Source organism: Pseudoalteromonas umbrosa, assembly GCF_030125375.1.
Classification (GTDB): domain Bacteria; phylum Pseudomonadota; class Gammaproteobacteria; order Enterobacterales; family Alteromonadaceae; genus Pseudoalteromonas; species Pseudoalteromonas umbrosa.
Genome location: NZ_JASJUU010000003.1, coordinates 622,169 through 645,025, shown reverse-complemented (window position 1 = coordinate 645,025; position 22,857 = coordinate 622,169). Strand labels below are relative to the sequence as shown.

Below are 22,857 nucleotides of genomic sequence, written 5' to 3'. Positions count from 1 at the left end.
CTTAGATTCGTTTACTTTATAGTTTGAGATTTTTTTAAATTTAATTTTTCCCTGTAAATAATTATTTAAAAGTACACTCGATTGTTATTTATAATTTTCACACAAAATGTATGATGTGTTCCTATTATTATTGTAGATTTTCATTCTTTTTGCAAGGTAATATCTATTGCTAGTAATGTTAGGGCTTCGTTGTAAGTACAGCATTTATAAGTCCTATAGAGTTTGAATTAAAAAATCAACTCAATGAATGCATATCAAACAATCGGATTAATAGCTATAGAATCCTAGTCATGATAGGCCAAATTGAAGGTAAATTAAGAAGTCAAAATACACAACTCACTATGATTACGCCTAATCTTTAAGGTATAAACAAAATAATTTATATATTTGGTAAATGAAATATTATTTATCAAAGAAGTTTCAAATTATCGTGTTCAATTTTGATAAAAAAGTACAACATAAAAGATAAAGTAAATCTGAAAAATAATTTTTTCCTCGTTATTATTAAATATTCTAACAATAATAAATTTAATAAAGATAAAGGTAACTGCTGTGATGAATGTTTAATTTTAAAGTTTTAGAAGTTACAATTTGTATTAATTTTAACATCGTAAAAGGTGAAAATTGTAATTGCTAAGTTTTAAATTCAGTTTTTGAATAAATAAATTTCTTATCTATTGAGGAGAGCTTTCAATAGTTATTCTTACCAAATTAATTATATTTTAAAACTTGGTGTTTCTAACCTTGATTAATAAATATGTAGTAGCGTTACTAAAATTTAGATTTTTAACTTGGGTTTGAAGAAAAAATAGTTTTACTTCTATTGATATTCATCCAAATCGTAGCTGTTCATTTCTTTAGTCTTATTTTCTTTAATGGGCTAGTGAACGTCGTCTATTAGAAATTAGAATTCTTACTTATAACCTAGGGGCTAATAACAACCTAATTTGTTCTTTCATAATTTTAAACCAAACTGGTAGAACTTTTTGGGATTCCTAGGATTATGATTTTTCTTAGTGTGGCTTCATTTCTTTCATTACTAATTAATTTTTTTTCATAAGAGGGAATTGTTATCCGATCATATGTCGATGTCATAGTTGCAATGAATTACTACGAATTTCATAACTGCTTCACCATCGATAACTATTCATTGACTACGCGTGACTACTTAAATTTATTTACTATGTTCAACATTATGAAATTCGATTGCTGATTGTTTACGTGTTTTTTGGGATCACATCATCATAAAATCTCAGACTGATAAACAATGATAAATATCTTTGTATGGTTGATTTAATTGATATCTTTCTTAAAGAACTTAGGGTAGTAGTTATATTTTTTCAGTGAGTAGGATAGTTCATTGTAATTTTAAAACAATTAACGGAGTTCATTAGTACTATAATTTAAAATAGAATGAAGTGTAGGAAAAGTATCAAATAAAATTCAGTACAATTTTTTTAAAGATTATTTTCACTTGTTTCTATAAGGGAAACTTTCGATGTATAGAAAAAACAGTATTGCTGTTTATCTGGAAAGCATATTTATCGTTTTCTCCAATTTGGATTGCTATTTGTAAAGATCTAATTCTAATCATGCAAAGTTATTAAATACAAGTAAGAGTTTGGTTTACAAAAGAATTCACCAACTAATTTAACATAATCAAAGTTTGGTTTCGTTAACTATTCCTTTCCACATATATTTTCTAAATGCTTCACCTTATTACAAACTTTGTCACTTGGTCACTTTCTAATTTAAAGCAGTATGTTTCTACGATTTCTTAGATTATATGTATGATGTGTTCTTTGTTTGTTGGATGTTAGAATTAAATTTGAAATTTCACTAATTTGTGCTTGAAGCATACCGTCCTATACGATAACGTGCATTGTGAGGTAACTAATGAGGAATGAGAAATGAAACCTTGGAGTCCAGATAGCTGGAGAGACTTTCCGATAGTCCAACAGCCCGAATATCCAGATAAAAAAATATTAACAAATGTTGAGTCAGAACTAAATGCAGCACCTCCACTCGTGTTTGCAGAAGAAACAAGAAGTCTGTATAAAAGCCTAGCTGATGTTTGTAATGGAAAAGCCTTTTTATTGCAAGGCGGGGACTGTGCTGAATCCTTCGCAGATTTCAGTGCTACAAACATAAGAGATACCTTTAAAACACTGCTTCAAATGGCTGTTGTTCTAACTTACGGCGGAAAATGCCCAGTTGTTAAAATCGCAAGAATGGCAGGCCAATATGCCAAGCCAAGATCATCTGACTATGAGACGATTAATGGTGTTTCATTACCATCTTATCGTGGCGATATCATTAACAACTTTGAATTTACAGAAGAAGCGAGGATCCCCGATCCAAATAGATTGATGAAGGCATATCATCACAGTGCATCTACACTAAATCTATTAAGGGCTTTCGCTCAGGGTGGTTTAGCTGATTTACATCAGGTGAGTCGTTGGAACATGAGTTTTGTTGCAGCAAACCCTCTACGTGATAAGTTCCAACAAATGGCAAATCGTATTCAAGATGCACTTGAGTTTATGGAAGTATGTGGAATTGACGCTTCAATTGCACCTAGCTTAAAAGAAACTCATTTATATACATCACACGAGGCACTTTTACTAGGATACGAGCAAGCGCTAACTAGAAGAGACCACTTGTCGGGAGACTGGTATGACTGCTCAGCACATTTTGTGTGGATAGGTGAAAGAACAAGACAGTTGGACCATGCACATATTGAATTCTTCAGAGGAATTAAAAACCCTATTGGTGTTAAAGTTGGGCCGGGTATGGACCCTGATGAATTAATCCGCTTGATTGATGCATTGAACCCAGAAAATATCCCAGGTCGATTGACTTTAATCACACGAATGGGAGCTGATGTTCTGCCTGAAAAACTCCCCAATCTTGTACGTAAAGTTAAAGCTGAAGGGCGCAATGTTGTTTGGTCGTCGGACCCAATGCATGGCAATACAGAAAAAGCAAGCACAGGCTATAAGACGAGAAGTTTTAATAACATTCTACGTGAAATAAGTCAGTTTTTTGCAGTACACAAATCTGAAGGTACATATCCTGGAGGTGTGCATCTCGAAATGACAGGCCAGCATGTAACAGAATGTATAGGTGGTGCATATGGCTTATCTGATGAAGACTTGGCACAAAGATATAGAACACAATGTGATCCTAGGTTAAATGCAGATCAAGTATTAGAGCTTGGCTTCTTAGTCGCAGACTTACTAAAGGATGCAAGAGACAGGGTATAAAGAAAAGGCCGCTTAAGCGGCCTTTTTTAATATTTGTTTCTTGATAAACCAGCTTCTGCAATAATTTTTGCAGATATTTCTTCTACCGAAAATTTCGTTGAATTCAAAAATGGCGTTCTATGGCGTTTGAATAACATTTCAACTTCTCGAACCTCAATACGGCACTGCCTAATTGAAGCATACTTAGAATTAGCCATTCTCTCTTGACGTATAGATGCCAATCTATCAGGGTCAATAGTAAGCCCAAACAACTTATGCTTATGCTCAAGTAAGAATTTAGGAAAATTACCTTTTTCTAAATCATCTTCTGTTATCGGGTAATTTGCAGCTTTGATGCCATACTGCAAAGCAAGATACAAACTTGCCGGTGTTTTCCCGCTTCTACTAACACCAACCAGTATGATATCAGCTTCATCATAATCTTTTATATTGGCGCCATCATCGTTAGCTAATGCATAATTAACAGCAGAAATACGAAAATCATATGTCTTTTCATGAATACTATGTGTTCTGTGAACTTTAGGGACAGGTTTTACTTTTAATTCGCGTTTAACTATTTCGCTTGCGTAAGACAAAAAGTCATAACACACACCTTTTGAGGACAAAATAATATCGGACAATTCAGGATTAACGAAAGTAAAAAAGACAAGCGGAGGTTCACCGCTTGAATCCGCAACTTTGTCAATTGTGGCTTTTATAGCCAATGCTTTATCTACTGATTCAATGAAGGGTAAAGTCTTATGTTCAAATTCGACGGGAAACATAGACAAAGTTGCATGCCCAAAAACTTCTGCTGTAATGGCTGTGCCATCTGATATATAAAATGCTGTTCTCATTTTAACCTTTTCATTACTTTTTTAGTATTTTTTCAAGTCTTGGTTTACGAGGCTATACTTACCGTTGTAGAATGCCTTCGACCTAAAGGAAGGTCAATTAATCTCTCACATTTATTACAATTTGTTTTTGGAGACAGTTCCGTGCAAGACTACGTTCTCTGGTATCAAGAATTGGGTATGCAAGACGTACCTCGAGTTGGTGGTAAAAACGCTTCTCTAGGTGAAATGATATCTAACCTTGCTAACGCTGGTGTACAAGTGCCTGGTGGTTACGCAACCACAGCAGAAGCTTTTAATGAGTTTTTAGAGCAATCTGGACTTAATGAAAAAATCCACACCATTTTAGACACCCTTGACGTTGAAGACGTTAATGAATTGGCCAAAGTAGGAAGCCAAATCAGACAATGGGTTATCGACACTCCCTTCCAACCAGAATTAGACAAAGCAATTCGCGAAGCCTACGCCACTTTACATGGCGATGATCAAAATGATGTTTCTTTCGCGGTAAGATCATCTGCAACAGCAGAAGACATGCCGGATGCATCATTCGCCGGCCAACAAGAAACTTTTCTAAATGTACGTGGTATTGATGCCGTAATGGTCGCAATAAAACACGTTTTTGCATCTCTTTTCAATGACCGTGCTATCTCATATCGTGTACACCAAGGTTATGATCACAGAGGCGTTGCATTATCTGCAGGTATACAGAGAATGGTTCGTTCTGACAAAGCATCATCTGGTGTAATGTTCTCTATCGACACTGAGTCTGGTTTTGAAGATGTAGTTTTTGTAACATCAAGTTATGGTCTTGGTGAAATGGTTGTGCAAGGTGCAGTAAACCCCGATGAATTCTATGTGCACAAGCCAACTCTAGCGAAAGGCAAACCAGCGGTTGTAAGAAGAAACATTGGTTCTAAAGCTATCCAAATGATTTACTCAACCGATGAGTCTCACGGTAAACAAGTTGAAATCGTGGACATGGACCCTCAACTTTCCAACAAGTTTTCAATCACTGACGAAGAAGTACAAGAATTAGCTAAACAAGCAGTTATCATCGAGAAGCACTACGGTAGACCAATGGATATCGAGTGGGCAAAAGATGGCAATGACGGCAAGCTATATATTGTTCAAGCTCGTCCAGAAACTGTTCGTTCAAACGAAGATTCAAATGTTATGGAGCGTTTCCAGCTTCAAGAAAAGTCTGAAATCGTTTGTGAAGGTAGAGCAATTGGCCATAAAATTGGTACTGGTGTTGTAAGAGTACTTTCATCAATTGATGAAATGGACAAAGTACAGCAAGGTGACGTACTTGTAACTGATATGACCGATCCTGATTGGGAACCAATCATGAAGCGTGCATCCGCTATCGTTACTAATCGAGGTGGTAGAACGTGTCACGCTGCAATTATTGCACGTGAATTAGGCATACCAGCAGTTGTTGGTTGTGGAAATGCAACAGCGACCATAAAACATGGCGATGCTGTTACTGTTTCTTGTGCAGAAGGTGATACTGGTTATATTTACTCAGGCGAACTAAAGTATGAAGTCATTTCATCTCGTATTGATTCAATGCCAGACTTACCATTGAAGATCATGATGAATGTGGGTAACCCTGATAGAGCTTTTGACTTTGCAAAGTTACCACATGCAGGTATCGGCTTAGCTCGTTTGGAATTCATCATCAACAGAATGATTGGCGTACACCCTAAAGCGCTTATTAACTTTGATAGCCAATCAGATGAATTAAAAGCAGAAATCAATGAGATCATTGCTGGCTATGATTCTCCTGTAGAATTTTACATCGCAAAGTTGGTTGAAGGCATCTCTACTCTTGGCTCGGCATTTGCGCCAGAAAAAGTTATCGTTCGTATGTCAGACTTCAAGTCAAACGAATATGCAAACTTAATTGGCGGGCAACAATACGAGCCTGAAGAAGAAAACCCAATGATTGGTTTCCGTGGTGCTTCTCGTTACATCTCTGAAGATTTCAGAGAATGTTTTGCTTTAGAGTGTGAAGCTATTAAACGCGTTCGTAATGAAATGGATTTAACGAACGTTGAAATCATGATCCCTTTTGTCAGAACACTTGAAGAAGCAGCTAAAGTAATTGAACTTCTTGAAGAGCATGGCTTAAAACGCGGTGAAAACGGACTGCGAGTGATCATGATGTGCGAACTACCATCAAATGCATTACTTGCTGATGAGTTTTTAGAATATTTTGATGGCTTCTCAATTGGCTCAAATGATTTGACGCAGCTGACTCTTGGTCTTGATAGAGATTCAGGTCTTATTGCACATTTATTTGATGAAAGAAACCCAGCTATCAAAAAGCTACTTTCAATGGCAATTAAAACTGCTAAAGAAAAAGGCAAGTATGTTGGCATTTGTGGTCAAGGTCCATCTGACCATGAAGACTTTGCAGCTTGGCTTGTAGAGCAGGGCATTGATACAGTATCACTGAATCCTGATACTGTATTAGAAACTTGGTTATACTTGGCTGAAAAGTTCAATAAATAACTAATGAGAGAGCACCTAAATTAGGTGCTCTCTTTAACCACCTTCAAAAACCACCTTCAAAAACCACCTTCAAAAACCACCTTCAAAAACCACCTTCAAAAACCACCTTCAAAAACCACCTTCAAAAACCACCTTCAAAAACCACCTTCAAAAACCACCTTCAAAAACTATTCTTCTTGGTTATCTATTACATTTCCACTCTGTAGCATAATTTTATTTTATTGCAATTAAAGTATGATGTGTTCTAATGTTTTTTTAAAAACACATAATTAGTCATAGTTGTTTAACTGGTAAAGAAAAACAACTAATTTAACATAATTAATTATCAACAATCATAATGCGAAAGGGGTTGGGCTTTTGGGTTTCTAGTTGTTGTAATTTTGAAATTGAACTTTCAGAAAAAATATGCCCTTTAGGTAAAAGCATAATACCTTGCGCATTATGCATAGCTAAACCTAATTCCATGCCAGGCTTCAGTTGTTGAGCGGTTAATATGCTCATACTACCAACTTTATCCGTTTCAACATGATCTGTTGAAAGTACATTTAGTAGAGATTCAACTACCTTAGGGTGATAAAAACTACCGCTATACATCTTAATAATTTCCAAAGCGTTTTCTTTTCTTTCGCTCATTGGCCTTTGGCTTTGATATATATGCTCCATATAATCTCTTGAAACAGCTAAAATCTGTGCACCAATTGGGATCTCTTTTCCTTTAACTCCTTTTGGTACACCTTGCCCATTATATTTCTCAAATTGACTATAAATAGCTTCAGCAACATCACTTAGATGCTGAGCTGGCATTAGCATTAATTGAGCTGTAGCAGGGTGAGTAAGAAATACTTTTTTCTTTTCACTATCAAGTTCATGAAAAGGCTTTGAGTATAAGCTTGGGTCCATTGCTAATAGACCTACTTGTGACAAATATCCAGACATACGAACCATATCGGCAACTTCGTTACTAAGCGACAAACCTTTCGCAATTTGAAAGCATAACTTAGCAATATTTTTAGCTTTATCCGCGTCAAGGTATGGATTTGCATTTATAAAGTTATAAAGCAATTCAACAGTACTTTTGTGTTCTTTCTTTTCATTTTCATTAGCAGCTTCAAGTTGTTTTAAAACCTGGCGGATCTGCGAGGTTCTTTTTTCGACTAAACTTTCTAAGCTTGAGTTGAGCGTTTTTAATTCTTCGTTTTGCGCTTGTACCTGCTTTTGTAAAGCATCGTTTTGCTTTTTAAGTTTTGTAAGTTCGGCAGCTTTATTTATCTCACGAACAAGTTGCTCGTTATTCCAAGGTTTTTGTAGATAACCATGAATACCTCCACTATTTATTGCATTGATTGTATCTTGGATATCTGAATAACCAGTTAAAAGAATTCTTCTTGCATCTGGTGAAATGGCTTTGGCATGAGTTAAGAACTCAGCACCATCCATGTTCGGCATACGCATATCTGAGATAATCACGTCAAAATCAATTTCTCTTACTCTGTCTAGGGCTTCGTGGCCAGATTGATATAGTTCAGCTTTAATCCCATTTTGTCTCAATAACCGACCCAATGAGTTCAAAACACTTTTCTCATCGTCAAGACAAAGTACGACTATTGTTTCATCATTCATATATCAGAGTTCTCCAACTCAAAAATGTGATTTGTTACTAATTTTAAAATTAGACTAAACTTTAATAAGAAACAATAAAATAGGCACGGATTTGATGAAAATAAAACCGACAAATGTTTTGATACTAGATGATGATAAATTAATTCTAAGGGCACTTTCTAGAGCGCTTAAAAAACAATTAGGTGTAGAAAACATTGTCGCGTTGAATGATTCAACATTATTAGAACAATATCTGGCAAATTCAAACGATACTTACGATTTATTCATAACAGACTATCAGATGCCAACTTTAGACGGTGAACAAGCCCTAAAGATTGTTCAACAGCAAAGTCCATTGACGACTCGTGTCTTGATGTCAGGGGATATTGATAGCATAAGAATTAGACCCAAAAATATTCCTGCCAATATTATGATAGCCAAACCATTCACAGTTGATGATTTACAACTACTTAGTGATATTTATGAAAGATCACAGGCAACGAACCTTAGTCAGGAGCTTCAATTAAAGCTGGGATTTATGCCTTATGTACCTTTACCTACTATAGAATTGATAAAATTTCAAAAGAAACGAGATAATACAGATTTAAATAACATAGGTTTATTGGTCAAACACCTAGATAGCCTTGTTGATAAAGTTGTACTGGATACACGCCTGAAATCTAGCATAAAAGAGGCAGGCTATGAGATTACAATAATTTGTAGTCAATTTATGGAACAGCTGATCTGCGGACTATCCGCTTGTAGTGTAAGAAAAATAATAGAGAAATACTATTTATTGGGCGTTAAAGCTTTCATGTTTGCAAAGAGGAATAATTTACAGCTCAGCGAATGTGAGAATGTATTTCAATATATATATAGCCTATGTCTAAATGATTTAATTAGAATATACATAGAAAGAGAATATAGAAAGAACTATGAACCTAGATTATATGATCACTTTGCATCTATTTGGGGCTTAGACGCAAAAATTTTGTCGCAAAGAAACCTTATCTTTTCAAATAACACAGAATGTGAGAGCGATCTCATATGCAGAGCTATCGCACTCAACATAGGTTCAAATAATGAATTTATAGTATCGGACATTCTTGATTCAAGCGAATCGACAATTAACTGTTTAAAATCATACTCAAGAAAGTCAGCTATCAATTCTCAAACTAAAGAGGAACTTTTATGAAAGGTTTGATCTTCAGATGCTTGGAAGAACTTGTAATCGAACAAAAAGGTATGGATCTTTGGGAGGATCTGTTAGAACAACACTGTCCAGAAGATCGTGTATATATTAGTGCTCGTTCATACCCTGATGAAGAGCTGCTAGCTATCGCTACCAGTGTGGCAAATGCATTAGGTTTAAATATGGAGCAAACACTAAAAGCTTTTGGTACCTATTTATTCACATTTTTAGCAAAAAAACACCCAGCAATCGTGAAAGAGTTTACAAGCTTTGATAAATTAATAATATCGATAGACGACGTAATTCATAATGAAGTTCAAAAACTATATGAAGAACCTAACTTACCGACAATCAGTGCCACAGTAATAGACCCAAACACAATTGAACTCATTTATAATTCACCGAGACAATTGTGCTTTTGCGCCGAAGGGTTAATTTATGGATGTGCAGAGCATTTTAATGAATCAGTAACAATAGAGCATACTACTTGTACTCACCGCTCAGACCCTTATTGCACGTTAATTATAACACATGGATAATTATGCAGAATTATTACAAAGCATACATGCGGGAGAAACAAGCCCGCGATGAACTAGAAGAGTTATTAGAAGAAAAAACAAGTAAGTTGTATGCTCTAAACATAGAACTTGAAAAGAAAATAGAGATTCTTCAAAGGCAGCAGGTTGCAGTCGTTCAATCTGAAAAAATGGCCACGTTAGGGACACTTTCTGCAGGTGTAGCTCATGAAATCAACAACCCTCTGGCTTATTTAACATGTAACCTAGACACCTTGGCTGAGTATACTGATGATATAAATGAATACTTAAGTTTGAGTTCAAAGCTTATAAATAGCGAAGTTGATCTCAGTGAATTCTCAAGTGCTATAGCTAAGCTGCAGCAAAATATTTCAATTGCAGATTTAATTCAAGATATAAATGACATTACTGATGACTGTAAGGAGGGCTGTGGCAGAATCAGCAAAATCGTCGCAAACCTATTGGATTTTGCAAAGCCAACAGCTGAGAGTATTCTAGAGTTTGAAGCTCTTGAGATAATTGAACAAACTACTCAACTTCTAGAAAATAAGTTAAAGCAATTACATGTAACTATAGATTGCGAACCTGAATTAATTATTACAGGTAATAAACCAAATTTAACTCAGGCATTAATCAATATTTTGGTCAATGCTGCACAGTCTTGTGAATCAAAGAGAAGTGATGACCAATCTTTTTCCCCGATGATCAATATAAGGGCAAGACAAGAAGGAGAAAATGCATTAATTGAAATCCAAGACAACGGTCAAGGCGTAGATCCTCAAGTTATTAATCGCGTGTTTGACCCATTCTATTCTACAAAACCACTCGGTGAGGGTACAGGAATGGGACTAGCAGTTGTATACGGCATCATTTCGAACCACCTTGGCACAGTATCAATAGACAATAATATTGATTCTGGCGTAACAGTATCAATTAAAATCCCCCTAGTACATTAAACTAAGCATCTGTCTTCAAACTTATTTTTGATCTTTATATTAGACTTAAGTCGAAACTCACTAATGAGTTTGAAGAAAAAAAATTCTATTTTTCACTGCTTCAAATCAAATTCTGAAAGATTTAATCATTAATTAATATAACCAATAAGTATAACTTATAACCCAATTAAGTTTACGCCGACGTAAACTTTCAGATAACTTTTTTTTATGCGAAAGTTTACATTTAGACCCAGTTCAGACACATAATTTCATTAAGCAACTGTTATATATGCAATAGTATTAAATTTTACCTAAAAAAGAGATGAATTGGATTCATACGTTAGATTTACCAACAAAAATTAGATTTATTCATATCATCATTAAAAAACCCATACATAAGTGCTAAAAGGAAACCAGTGAAGGTTATTTTTTAACCAGCGCGACATTGACGTGTTTAATTTCTATGTTAGGTTTATTTAACAAATGTTAATCACAATTAATGTAAAGGTTGGTGATAAAATGAAAATGAGAAATCATATAGTAAATGCTCTCAAGTTAAGCTCTATAGCAATTGCAATAAGTACAACGTATGCAAATGCTTATGACTGTACTGGAATCTCAGATTGGCAAAGCGGGTCTACTTACGTAGGCGGTAATCAAGTAGTACAAAACAACAGTGCGTACGAAGCAAAATGGTGGACACGTTCAGAACCTGCACTAAACTCAGGACCAAACCAAGAGTGGAAAAAACTAGGTGATTGCAGTGGAACAGGCGTTAATAATCCACCAGTTATCAGTCAGTTAAAACCTACAACAGGTTCTGAATTTGCAGAAAATGACAGCGTTGCCATAAGCGTTAAAGCGGTTGACGTTGACGGAAGCGTAAACCGAGTGGAATTTTATGTTGACAATAACTTAATAGCTACAGACAATTCAGGTGTTGCCGATATATTTGATGTCACTTGGACGGCTGGTCAACCAGGACAATATCAAGTTAGTGCAAAAGCATTCGATGACAAAAACGAAGCTTCAAACATTCTATCCAACCAGCTAATTGTTAAAACTTCTACGCCCGTAAATGAAGCTCCTGTTGCCACACTTAATATTAAATCTAAGCCAGTTGAATTAGTTGTTGGAAGTAGCGTTGTATTTTCGCTTTCTGGTACTGATGCTGATGGCTCTCTTAGTAAACTCAGTTTCGCTGTAAATGGAACAGAAGTATTGAGCACTAACGGCACAGCAACAGAGCACACTTGGGTTGCAGAAGCCGATGGGACATACAACTTTACGTTAACAGTAACTGACAATGAAAACGCTAGCACCAGTATTAGCACACAACTTCAAGTAGGTGCACAGAACCCAGGTGATAGAGATGCTTGTAAACCTGACGGCCTATATCAAACACCAGGAGTAAATACGCCTTACTGTACAATCTATGATGCAAATGGTAGAGAACTCATGGGTGCAGACCACCCTCGGCGTGTCATAGGCTACTTTACTAGCTGGCGCAACGGCGCAAATGGACAACCATCTTATCTTGTAAATGATATTCCTTGGGACAAAATTACGCACATTAACTATGCATTCGCACACGTTGATGCAGCTAACAAAGTTTCAATAGGCGACCCAAATGCAGCAGGTAACCCTGCAACCAATATGGAATGGCCTGGTGTAGCAGGTGCAGAGCTTGACCCTACATTGCCTTACAAAGGACATTTTAACCTTCTAAATAAATATAAAAAGCAATACCCAGACGTAAAAACTTTGATTAGTGTTGGCGGCTGGGCAGAAACTGGTGGTTTCTTTGGCCCTGATGGTTCACGTGTAAATAGCGGTGGCTTTTACACAATGACAACCAATGCCGATGGCTCTGTGAACAATGCAGGTATTGAAACATTTGTTGCAAGCTCTGTAGAATTCATTCGCAAATATGGTTTCGATGGCGTAGACATTGATTATGAATACCCTTCTTCAATGAAAGACTCTGGTCACCCTGACGATTTCCCTATTTCAAATGCCAGACGCGCTGGATTAAATGCATCTTATCAAGTTTTAATGAAACGCTTGCGTGAAGAGTTAGACAAAGCTGGTCAGCAAGATGGTGTTCACTATATGTTGACCATTGCATCACCTTCTTCTGGTTATCTGTTACGTGGCATGGAGACGTTCCAAGTAACAAAATACCTAGATTACGTAAATATTATGTCTTATGACTTACATGGTGCTTGGAACTCTCATGTAGGCCATAACGCAGCGCTATATGACACAGGTTTGGATTCTGAACTAATCGCTTGGAATGTATACACAGAAAAGAACTTTGGTGGTATCGGTTACCTAAATACTGATTGGGCAGTAAAGTATTTCCAAGGTGGGTTGTCAGCTGGTCGTATTAACATAGGTATTCCTTACTATACTCGCGGCTTTAAAGATGTTCAGGGTGGCACTAATGGTTTATGGGGCCAAGCAGCACTACCAAACCAAGCTGACTGTGCTCCAGGTACTGGTGTTGGCGAGAAAAACAAATGTGGTAATGGTGCACTTGGTATAGACAATTTATGGCATGATAAGAACGATGCTGGACTCGAGATGCCTGCAGGGTCAAACCCACTTTGGCATGCTAAAAACCTACAAAACGGTGTAATGCCAAGCTACTTATCTGATTATGGCTTAACACCAGATACTGACCCAGATGACCAATTAACGGGTACTTACGCGCGTCATTATGACAGCGTTGCCGTAGCACCATGGCTATGGAATGCTCAAAAGAAAGTATTCTTATCTATTGAAGACGAAGAATCGATGGGAACCAAAGTAGACTACGTCATCAACAAAGGCTTAGGCGGCATAATGTTCTGGGAACTCGCTGGCGACTTTGATTATGACCAAGCGAAAGGTGAGTACTTCATGGGCTCAAGTATGACAACGCTTGCCTATAACAAGTTCAAGCAGTCAGGAGCTCAATATGATATCCACCGCGGGGATGTTGCATTCCAAGTACCAACTGAACAAGTAGATGTTACTTTTGAAGCGAAGAACTTCCCAGTTGGAGATGCAAATTACCCTATAGCACCAACGTTTACCTTTACCAACAATTCAAGTATTGATTTGTCAGGTGCGAAGATTTCATTTGATGTACCAGTATCTACTTCACCGATATTTAAATCAAATTGGAATGCACAAGAAAAGCTTGTTATGGCAGTAGATGTAGACAATTCAAATGCAGCTGGGGATAACATTGGCGGATTTGATGGCGACTTCCATAGGTTTTCAATAACACTAATTGATGATTGGGGTAATCAACCAAAATCATTTGCTCCGGGCGAGTCAGTAGGTGCTCAGGTCATGTACTACATGCCTGTAACTGGACCTGTTAACTTCACAGCCGAAAAAGATGGTAAACGTTACGCGTTCAAATTTGAGCAACCAACGTTACCAGCTGCTAAGCCAGGTGATGGTAATGGTGGCCCAATTACACACTGTGAAGGTACTCCCATTGCTGAAATACCTGTATATCCAACTTTCCCAAGAGGCACACATGCCGGTCAAGGTGACCTAATCATCGATGGGAAGGGCGTATACAAGGCTAAATGGTGGAGTAACAAACAACCATCGACAAGTTCAGATTATCAAAAAGTCTGTTCACTTTAACTAAGTAAGGGGGAGGGCTCCTCCCCCAAATACAAACCTAAAACAAATTAAATTAGCATGTAGTCATCAAGGTGAGCGAAATGAACACTATAAAAAGAAAGGCTTTAACATCAATTTCAGTTGTTTGTACGGCGTATTTAACATTACACGCAATTAATGCTTCAGCACATGGTTTTATGGATTTCCCTAAGGCAAGACAATCAATATGTGAAGCACAAGGTGGCTACTGGTGGCCAGACGACGGTACAAACATACCAAATTTAGCATGTAGAGCGGCCTTTTTAGAATCTGGATATGTTCAGTTTGTTCAAGAACATGAGTTTGCCGCACTAATAGCTGACTACAATAATCAAGCAGCAGTTGAAGCAACCATACCTGATGGAACATTGTGTGCAGCTGGTTCAAATGAAAAAAGAGGAATGAACTTACCACATAAAGATTGGCAAACAACAGATGTAAAACCAAATGCCAATGGTGATCTAGCTATACGTTTCAGAGCAACAACGCCGCATAATCCTAGTTTTTGGAAATTTTACTTATCAAACCCTACGTTTAATACAGAAACAGATATTTTAAACTGGGCTGATTTACAATTGATCTCAGAAGTTGGAAACATCAACTTTGTGACAGACCCTGATGGTAAAAAATTCTATGAAATGACAATCAATATCCCTCAAGATAGAACTGGACGCGCAATACTTTATACCAGATGGCAGCGAAATGACGTTGCTGGTGAGGGCTTTTATAACTGTTCTGACATAAATATTACGTCAGATTCTCAACCTGTTAATTGGTATTCAGCAGGCTTTTTTGTCAAGCAAGGCCAAGATGCAAATGCAGGAGATACTGTTTGGGCGCGTGTATTCAATGGCACCGGGCAAGAACTTGTTAAGCAATCATTAAAAATCACAACTACAAACCTAACAACCTGGCATGAAGAACTAGCAACAATTCTCAACACTAATTATGCAACAGATATACAAGTTGGCGTGAAAGATGTCGCTGGCAATATTAGCTTCGATAAAAATAATCTCTTAACGAACGAAGTTTATGTCGCTGATGCAGCAAACACATACAATCTAACAGTACAGGTTAAACAACCGAATACACCGCCAACTGTACACAAACCTGACCCGATTATTATGAACGAATTAACTGAAGTTCAGTTACATGTTCATGCATTTGATACAGATACCATGGATCTAACATATACATGGAATGTACCCAATGGCCTGACTTACACAGGCACTGGGGCAACTATTAATCTAGCCGCCGCTGACGTAACTCAAGATACAAATTACACGGTTAGCGTAAATGTGTCAGACGGAGAGCTTTCATCTTCCACGACAGCCGAAATTACCGTTAAAAATGTCGTAAGTACACTACAGCCATGGAATAAATCAAAAACATACGTTGCTGGCGATAAAGTTAGTCATAAGGGTACTGATTACGAAGCAAAATGGTGGAATAGAGGCGAAGAGCCTGGCACTACGCAAGTTTGGAAAAAGATTTAAAAGATGTAAAGGTCACTCCAAATTATTTGGGGTTTGGATATAACATGTAAAATAAGGTTGAGATAGTAATGAAGATTAATAATTTAACTGCAGCAATAGGATTGGCATTAATGTCTACTGGATTAATGGCCGCACCTTCAGCACCACAAATCAGTTGGGAACCACAAACATACTCATTTGTAGACGTTAATTTAGAAGGAAATGGTTCTTATAAACAGATTGTTCAAGCTAAAGATGTCGTTACAGTAAATATTAAGTGGAACTCATGGAGTGGCACCGGTGGTGACAGTTACAAGGTGTACTTCGATAACCAAGTGGTAAATCAGGGACCACTAGCAGCAGGCACAAAAGGTGGAACAGTCTCGTTTCCATATACAAAATCTGGTCGTCATACACTTTATCTAGAAATCTGTGATGCAACAGGGTGTGCTAAAAGTGCTGGTAAACCAATTGTAATTGCAGATACAGATGGCGGTCACTTGCAGCCTCTTACAATGGATGTAGATCCAAATAATGCAAATAATGGCACTATCCCTGGAATGGTTACAGGTGCTTACTTTGTAGAGTGGGGCATATATGGCCGTGACTTCGACGTATCTAATATTCCAGCGCACAATCTTTCTCACCTGCTTTATGGATTCATTCCAATTTGTGGTGCAAACGAATCTCTTAAAGAAATTGAGAATGGTAATAGCTGGCGCGCATTACAAAAAGCGTGTGCTGATTCACAAGATTATGAAGTTGTTATTCACGACCCTTGGGCAGCAGTTCAAAAAACATTACCGGGTACTGATAACAACGACCCAATTCGTGGTACTTATGCGCAGTTAATGGCGCTTAAACAGCGTTATCCTGACCTGAAAATTTTACCTTCAGTAGGTGGCTGGACTTTATCAGACCCATTCCATGGTTTTACAACAAAAGCTAACAGGGACACATTTGTTGCTTCAATGAAGCAATTCCTTAAAACTTGGAAATTCTATGACGGCGTTGATATCGATTGGGAATTCCCTGGTGGTGATGGTCCAAATCCAGGTCTTGGAGATCCGGTAAATGACGGCCCTGCATATATCGCATTAATGCAAGAACTTAGAGTTATGCTTGATGAATTAGAAGCTGAAACAGGTCGTAAATATGAGCTAACATCAGCAATTGGCTCAGGATACGATAAAATCGAAGATGTAGACTATCAAGTTGCTCAGCAGTACATGGATTATATCTTTGCAATGACTTACGATTTCTATGGTGGTTGGAATAATGTAACAGGTCACCAAACAGGCATTTACTGTGGCTCACACCTAAGCCAAGGTGAGTGTGATGGTACAGGTCTAGATGATAATGGTGAGCCAAGAAAAGGGCCAGCTTATACACTTGATAACGCAGTAAAAGCACTGCTTGCACAAGGTGTAAACTCTAAGAAAATCGTAGTTGGTGCTGCAATGTACGGACGTGGCTGGGAAGGTGTATACGATTCAAATACAACCATTCCAGGTAATCCCATGACTGCGCCAGGTAACGGTAAATATAAAGGTTCCACCAGCGAAGGAGTCTGGGAGGACGGCATCATGGATTATAAAGGCATTGCTAAAAATCTAGTTGGTGGTGGTAACGGTCTAAATGGATTTACTGTTGGTTATGATGAGCAAGCAGAAGCGGCTTGGGTATGGAATAAATCAAGCGGTAAACTACTTACATACGATAGCCCTCGCTCAGTTCTAGCTAAAGGTCAATACGTTAACTTGCATAACCTTGGTGGTTTATTCGCTTGGGAAGTAGATGCAGATAACGGTGATATTCTAAATGCTATGTATGATGGTTTAACAGGCGGTATGCCAGTAAACAGAGCTCCAGTTGTAAACGTAGATGCAAATCTAACGTTGAACTCTGGCCAATCGTCAAGCTTAACTGTAAACGCAACTGACCCAGAGGGTGCTGCTCTAACATATGCTTGGTCGGCTCAAGGGTTAACGCTCACTTCGGCAAATACTGCTACTGTTGGAATTACAGCTCCATCTGTAACAACTGATACGACTTACCAGCTAACTATTGCAGTAACTGATGACCAGAATGCTACTACTGAAAAAACAGTATCAGTATTGGTTAAAGCTGAAGTACCTGCAGGTGCTCCAGTTGTTCAACCAATTAGTAATGTAACAGTACAAGAAGCACAATCGGTAAATGTATCTGTTGTTGCGACTGACCCTAACAATGACCCGCTTACATACACTTGGAATGTGCCTGCTGGCCTCACAGTTTCAGGTCAGGGATCAACAGTATCCCTAACAGCAGGTGATGTTGCACAAGATACAACGGTAACAGTAACAGTAGATGTATCAGATGGCACTAACACAACATCTGCGTCATTCGATGTAACTATTACTAACGTTGATGCAGGTGCACCTGCTTGGGATGCTGGTACAGTGTATGTCGGTGGTGACAAAGTAACTCACAACGGTTCACTATATGAAGCAAAATGGTGGACAAGAGGTGAAGAGCCTGGTCGTGCTCAAGTTTGGAAAGCACTTTAAGTAGTACACTTTTTTGTTAAGGGCTGACATTTATATACTCTTTATAAATTGACAAATGGATAGGCCAGCCCCGATAAAACAAAGGCACAAAGTGCCTTTGTTTTTTTTTGTAAATAAATCATAATTAGAAAACAATTCAATTTAGAAAGAACATGTGAAATTACTTTTTTTTCTACTCATCTTAGTTTCGAATTTCGCCAATTCAGCTCCCAACTGTATATCTGAAAAGAAGGTCGGTATTGGTGGGAGTTGGCCGCCTTACATAACCTACGAAAATGATGTACCAAATGGAGTAGACATCGAAATTACTAAACTTGTTTTTGAAAAAGCAAATCTTTGTATTCAGTTTCTAAGGCTACCTAGTTCAGCAAGAGGGTTAGTCGAACTTTACAAGGGATTTATTGATGTTTTACCCTCGGCTAGCTTCAACCGAGAAAGAGCAGAAAATGCGCACTTTACCAAACCATACCGGCGAGAACGCATGCGATTGTTTACAAGGCTTGAGCTTCCTCCAGTAAAGAGCCTTACAGAATTGTTTGCTGCAGAATATACGTTTGTTACAAACCCAGGCGCATATTATGGAGAGGAACTTCGACAAATTTTACAGATCCCTTGGTATCAGCAGCGTTTAGCCGAGGTGGCAAGCGCATCAAGGCGTATGGAGTTAGTAAACAAGCGCAGAATTGACTTTTTAATCGAGGATGAATATAGCGGTTATTACTATATAAACCGTTTAGGTTACGATCAGTTAAGGCTACACTCATATATAGTCAATGATAATGCAATTCATTTTATGCTCAGTCGCATTAATTTTACAGAGAAAGAAATTGAATCCATAAATAATGCTATTGAGAGCTTACAAATCGAAATTCAAAACATCTTATTAGCGTCACAGCCCAAGGTAATAAAATAGGAGAACGTGTTGAAATCTTTATTATTAGTAACACTATTACTCATATCACCAATTCTATCCGCAAAAGAAAAGCCTTATACCATCGACAGCTACTTACCTCAAATAAACATAAATCAGTTTTATCAAGAGGAACAAATAAAGCCGAATAAGAGCGATTTTATAGTCAGATCATCACTAGCAATGTCAAATGAAGATGGAAGTAGAGCTGTTCTTATTAATATAGAGAATTTATCAAGTGGAAGAAGAATTTTAGAACCTGAACAATTAATCGTTTTATTTGCAAATGGTGATGTCGAAATTCTTACTTCGTTGCCTAGGAAAACAACTGTAGCAGGAGAGTCATCCGTGAATATAACAATTGAATTAGGATATAATATGTATCCTGTAATTTCAGTACTAGCATCAAATAATATCTAAAAATATGAATCCATACATTGAAAAGCTTTATATGCTCTCTACAAAAAAAGAAAGAATCATAATAGGCTTAATGAGCGGCACATCTTTAGATGGTTTGGATGTCGCTGTATGCAAAATATCTGACTTTGGCACCGACACAAAGTGTGAAGTTATACATTTCGCCACAATTTCATATTGCGATGAAACTAAAAATAAAATACGCCGAGTATTTTCAACTGAAACTGTTGAACTTAAATATCTTACACTATTAAACCCATGGATAGGGACGTTACATGGCCATTTTATCAACCAGAAATTGACAGAGTGGGGCATAAAAAGTGAGGAAATCGACCTAATTGCAAGCCATGGACAAACTATCTATCATTGCCCAAATAGCTTTCATTCATTTAATGATTTCAATAATGGCACATTGCAGATTGGTGACGCTGATCATATTGCCGCAGAAACAAACATAATTACCTTGTCTGACTTTAGACAAAAACACATTGCTGCGGGATTTGAAGGAGCACCACTTGCACAATATGGAGACTATAATCTCTTCGCGAATCATCAAAAAGATACGTTGCTGTTAAACATTGGCGGCATTGCTAACTTCACTTTTATTGGTAAAGGTTATGATGTAAATGATCTCATCTGTACAGATATAGGTCCAGGCAATACACTTATGGACCAATATGTACAAAAGCATTTTGGTATCGATTTTGATAAAAACGGTGAAATCGCTTCGAAAGGTGTCATAAATAATGACTTACTCGATTCGCTATTATCTTTAAGCTTCATCAAACAAGCCATACCTAAAACAACTGGGCCTGAACTATTCAATCTTCAGTTACTTGAAACATTACTTTCTCAGTTAGATATCTACGTATCGCCCAACGATATCATGGCAACATTAAATGAATTCACAGCAAGTTGTATTGTCAAACACATACACCAATTAGATATAACTAACTCAGCGGATGTACTGATTAGTGGTGGTGGTGCACACAACTTGTCACTAGTTACAAAACTTAAAGATAAATTAGGCAAGCATTTTAGGGTTATGAAACTGGATAAGAATGGGATCAATGCAGATTCTAAAGAGGCTGTTCTATTTGCAATACTCGCTAATGAAACCGTTATGAACACGAATGCTGGAAGCAAAAACGCAAAGCAATTAACAATGGGTAAAATATCTCTACCGTTGTAATGCTAACCCATCCATTAACTCATTTTTCCACGCAGTTAATCTTGTAGATAAGGTTTTAAAAAAGGGCTGCTCATTTTTATAAGGTAGCTCTTCTGAACTATGATTTTCAATTCCTCTAACGAGTTCGACCTGCGCATCAACTACGTTTTTCACTCCGCCTGTTTCGCCAAGTAAGCTAAGTTGAGTCATATAACTGCCGGCATCTCCACTACCAGTCAAGACGAGCTCTACAGAACCTTTTGCAATATCCAAATCATCTAATAAAACAGTTCCACAAAAATTGACATACCTCGCATCTACATGAGTTGCTGTAATGACTAACTTGTTTCCAGATACAGCATCAGAAGGCAACAAGCAGTCTAATACAAGTTCTTCACCTTGCATTTCAAACTCGATCTCATCAAATGCTGAAGCTTTACCGATAGGAAAAAGTGGATCAGTGTTTGTATACAATTCAAATTGGATGGTTCTAGTATTTCTCATCAGATACAACAGGAAAATAATTAACAGCTAAAGTATGAATGTTTTTTATTGCATTTATATGAACAAAACCTCGACAACCAGCTTAGTTGCCGAGGTTTATGCTCTTAAATCTGTTTTTAGCGAACAGCTAGCATGATAAGACCAGGCACTACGAAGAATGAACCAAGTACATATCCGAACGCAGCAGTCTTGTTCTTTGCACCCACTTCAGCAAGCTTTTCAGCGCACTTAATTGGGATTTCGCGAAGTAGTGGCAGACCATAGATTAAGCCAACCGCGAATACGTTGAACATGACATGCACTAGCGCAACTGTTAACGCTACCTCGCCTGCAGGACCTGTGATAGAAGTTGCAGCAAGAAGCGCTGTGATGGTAGTACCAATGTTTGCACCTAAAGTAAATGGATAGATTTGACGCGTTGTGAACACACCGCTACCAGCTAGTGGAATCATTAAACTTGTTGTTGTCGATGAAGACTGAACCATTACAGTTACAACTGCGCCTGAACTGATACCCGCAACTGGTCCACGACCGATTGCACCGTGAAGAAGGTCTTTTGCTTTACCAACAAGTGCTTGTTTAAGTAACTTACCTAGCGTTGTTACAGCGAATAAAATAAGCGCAATACCGATTACAACCATTGCAATACCAGCAGCTTTACCGTCTAGGAAGCTTACTGAATCTTTAACAACACCTACAGCAGGCTTAACTAAAGGCTTAATGAAGTTATAGCTCTTGATTGACAAATCTGCATCGCCAACAAAAAGATGAGCAAGACTTGCTGAGAACTTTTCTAATAGACCGAACATGATTTCTAGAGGTAAGAAAATAGCTACCGCGAATAAATTAAAGAAATCGTGCACTGTAGACGCCGCAAAGGCTCTTTGGAATTCTTCTTTTGAGCGAATGTGACCGATTGATACAAGCGTATTAGTGATTGTAGTACCAATATTCGCACCCATTATCATAGGAATTGCGATTTGCAGAGGAAGACCACCGGCAACTAGACCAACTATAACAGATGTTACAGTAGATGATGATTGAACTAAGGCTGTAGCAAGTGCACCTAATAAAAGCGCAACAAATGGATTAGTAGCAAACGCGAAAATTTCTTTCGCACCTTCAGAACCGCCGGAAGCAAGTTTAAAACCACCACTAACTGTACCTACGGCAACTAGCACTAAATAAACAAGAAATGCAATTGCACCCCAGGTTAGTAACTTTGATGGTAATGACTTTTGGCTATATTCACTCATTGATTTATCTCGTTATGTCAATGCCATT

At 37.6% G+C, this 22,857-nt stretch carries 15 protein-coding genes; 11 read left to right on the top strand and 4 right to left on the bottom strand.

Annotated features, from left to right (window positions below; all coding sequences use genetic code 11):
• Positions 1-1,910: 1,910 nt before the first annotated feature.
• Positions 1,911-3,266 (top strand): class II 3-deoxy-7-phosphoheptulonate synthase, encoded by a 1,356-nt coding sequence (locus tag QNM16_RS12680; protein WP_284020822.1) that lies wholly within the window; start codon positions 1,911-1,913, stop codon positions 3,264-3,266.
• 26 nt (positions 3,267-3,292) lie between these two features.
• Here QNM16_RS12680 and ppsR read toward each other — a convergent pair whose 3' ends face one another.
• Positions 3,293-4,102 (bottom strand): posphoenolpyruvate synthetase regulatory kinase/phosphorylase PpsR, encoded by an 810-nt coding sequence (gene ppsR / locus QNM16_RS12675; RefSeq protein ID WP_284020821.1) that lies wholly within the window; start codon positions 4,100-4,102, stop codon positions 3,293-3,295.
• 141 nt (positions 4,103-4,243) lie between these two features.
• Between ppsR and ppsA the strand changes: the two genes are divergently transcribed.
• Positions 4,244-6,619: a phosphoenolpyruvate synthase gene (ppsA, locus tag QNM16_RS12670; RefSeq protein WP_284020820.1), complete on the top strand. Its 2,376-nt coding sequence runs from the start codon at positions 4,244-4,246 to the stop codon at positions 6,617-6,619.
• 318 nt (positions 6,620-6,937) lie between these two features.
• Here ppsA and nosR read toward each other — a convergent pair whose 3' ends face one another.
• Positions 6,938-8,239, bottom strand: coding sequence for a response regulator c-di-GMP phosphodiesterase, NosR family (nosR, locus tag QNM16_RS12665; protein ID WP_284020819.1), 1,302 nt, complete (start codon positions 8,237-8,239; stop codon positions 6,938-6,940).
• A gap of 94 nt (positions 8,240-8,333) precedes the next feature.
• On the opposite strand from nosR, the gene QNM16_RS12660 reads away from it, so the two are divergent.
• From QNM16_RS12660 to QNM16_RS12620, 9 genes are all read left to right on the top strand, one after another.
• Complete coding sequence (locus QNM16_RS12660; RefSeq protein ID WP_284020818.1) at positions 8,334-9,413, top strand: response regulator; 1,080 nt, start codon at positions 8,334-8,336, stop codon at positions 9,411-9,413.
• The gene (locus tag QNM16_RS12655; protein WP_284020817.1) at positions 9,410-9,949 is read left to right on the top strand and encodes a heme NO-binding domain-containing protein; all 540 of its coding nucleotides are present in this window, start codon (positions 9,410-9,412) and stop codon (positions 9,947-9,949) included. Before QNM16_RS12660 ends, QNM16_RS12655 begins: the two co-directional genes overlap by 4 nt.
• Before the next feature lie 2 nt (positions 9,950-9,951).
• Positions 9,952-10,902, top strand: coding sequence for a sensor histidine kinase (locus tag QNM16_RS12650; RefSeq protein ID WP_284020816.1), 951 nt, complete (start codon positions 9,952-9,954; stop codon positions 10,900-10,902).
• 498 nt (positions 10,903-11,400) lie between these two features.
• Positions 11,401-14,529 (top strand): glycosyl hydrolase family 18 protein, encoded by a 3,129-nt coding sequence (locus tag QNM16_RS12645; protein ID WP_284020815.1) that lies wholly within the window; start codon positions 11,401-11,403, stop codon positions 14,527-14,529.
• Positions 14,530-14,609: 80 nt separating this feature from the next.
• Entirely contained in the window at positions 14,610-16,043 is a 1,434-nt protein-coding gene (locus tag QNM16_RS12640) for a lytic polysaccharide monooxygenase (RefSeq protein ID WP_284020814.1), read from the top strand.
• 68 nt (positions 16,044-16,111) lie between these two features.
• Entirely contained in the window at positions 16,112-18,571 is a 2,460-nt protein-coding gene (locus QNM16_RS12635) for a glycosyl hydrolase family 18 protein (protein ID WP_284020813.1), read from the top strand.
• A 154-nt stretch (positions 18,572-18,725) separates the two neighbouring features.
• A complete protein-coding gene (locus tag QNM16_RS12630; RefSeq protein WP_284020812.1) occupies positions 18,726-19,484 on the top strand; it encodes a substrate-binding periplasmic protein in 759 nt (252 codons plus the stop codon).
• Between the two features lie 9 nt (positions 19,485-19,493).
• Positions 19,494-19,901, top strand: a complete 408-nt coding sequence (locus QNM16_RS12625; protein ID WP_284020811.1) for a hypothetical protein — start codon at positions 19,494-19,496, stop codon at positions 19,899-19,901.
• A gap of 70 nt (positions 19,902-19,971) precedes the next feature.
• Positions 19,972-21,090 (top strand): anhydro-N-acetylmuramic acid kinase, encoded by a 1,119-nt coding sequence (locus tag QNM16_RS12620; protein ID WP_284020810.1) that lies wholly within the window; start codon positions 19,972-19,974, stop codon positions 21,088-21,090.
• Here the strand turns inward: QNM16_RS12620 and QNM16_RS12615 are convergent.
• Both QNM16_RS12615 and QNM16_RS12610 read right to left on the bottom strand, forming a co-directional pair.
• On the bottom strand, positions 21,079-21,573 hold the full coding sequence (locus QNM16_RS12615; protein WP_284020809.1) for a hypothetical protein: 495 nt from the start codon (positions 21,571-21,573) through the stop codon (positions 21,079-21,081). The two genes, QNM16_RS12620 and QNM16_RS12615, sit on opposite strands and share 12 nt — an antisense overlap.
• 116 nt (positions 21,574-21,689) lie before the next feature.
• Positions 21,690-22,829 (bottom strand): Na/Pi symporter, encoded by a 1,140-nt coding sequence (locus QNM16_RS12610; protein ID WP_237139586.1) that lies wholly within the window; start codon positions 22,827-22,829, stop codon positions 21,690-21,692.
• Positions 22,830-22,857 lie beyond the last annotated feature (28 nt).

Excerpts from the sequence above, each read along its gene's own strand:
- QNM16_RS12660 (WP_284020818.1), top strand. The coding sequence starts at position 8,334 with ATGAAAATAAAACCGACAAATGTTTTGATACTAGATGATGATAAATTA.
- QNM16_RS12680 (WP_284020822.1), top strand. The coding sequence starts at position 1,911 with ATGAAACCTTGGAGTCCAGATAGCTGGAGAGACTTTCCGATAGTCCAA.
- QNM16_RS12635 (WP_284020813.1), top strand. The coding sequence starts at position 16,112 with ATGAAGATTAATAATTTAACTGCAGCAATAGGATTGGCATTAATGTCT.
- QNM16_RS12640 (WP_284020814.1), top strand. The coding sequence starts at position 14,610 with ATGAACACTATAAAAAGAAAGGCTTTAACATCAATTTCAGTTGTTTGT.
- nosR (WP_284020819.1), bottom strand. The coding sequence starts at position 8,239 with ATGAATGATGAAACAATAGTCGTACTTTGTCTTGACGATGAGAAAAGT.
- QNM16_RS12655 (WP_284020817.1), top strand. The coding sequence starts at position 9,410 with ATGAAAGGTTTGATCTTCAGATGCTTGGAAGAACTTGTAATCGAACAA.
- ppsR (WP_284020821.1), bottom strand. The coding sequence starts at position 4,102 with ATGAGAACAGCATTTTATATATCAGATGGCACAGCCATTACAGCAGAA.
- QNM16_RS12610 (WP_237139586.1), bottom strand. The coding sequence starts at position 22,829 with ATGAGTGAATATAGCCAAAAGTCATTACCATCAAAGTTACTAACCTGG.
- QNM16_RS12620 (WP_284020810.1), top strand. The coding sequence starts at position 19,972 with ATGAGCGGCACATCTTTAGATGGTTTGGATGTCGCTGTATGCAAAATA.
- QNM16_RS12650 (WP_284020816.1), top strand. The coding sequence starts at position 9,952 with ATGCAGAATTATTACAAAGCATACATGCGGGAGAAACAAGCCCGCGAT.
- QNM16_RS12615 (WP_284020809.1), bottom strand. The coding sequence starts at position 21,573 with ATGAGAAATACTAGAACCATCCAATTTGAATTGTATACAAACACTGAT.
- QNM16_RS12645 (WP_284020815.1), top strand. The coding sequence starts at position 11,401 with ATGAAAATGAGAAATCATATAGTAAATGCTCTCAAGTTAAGCTCTATA.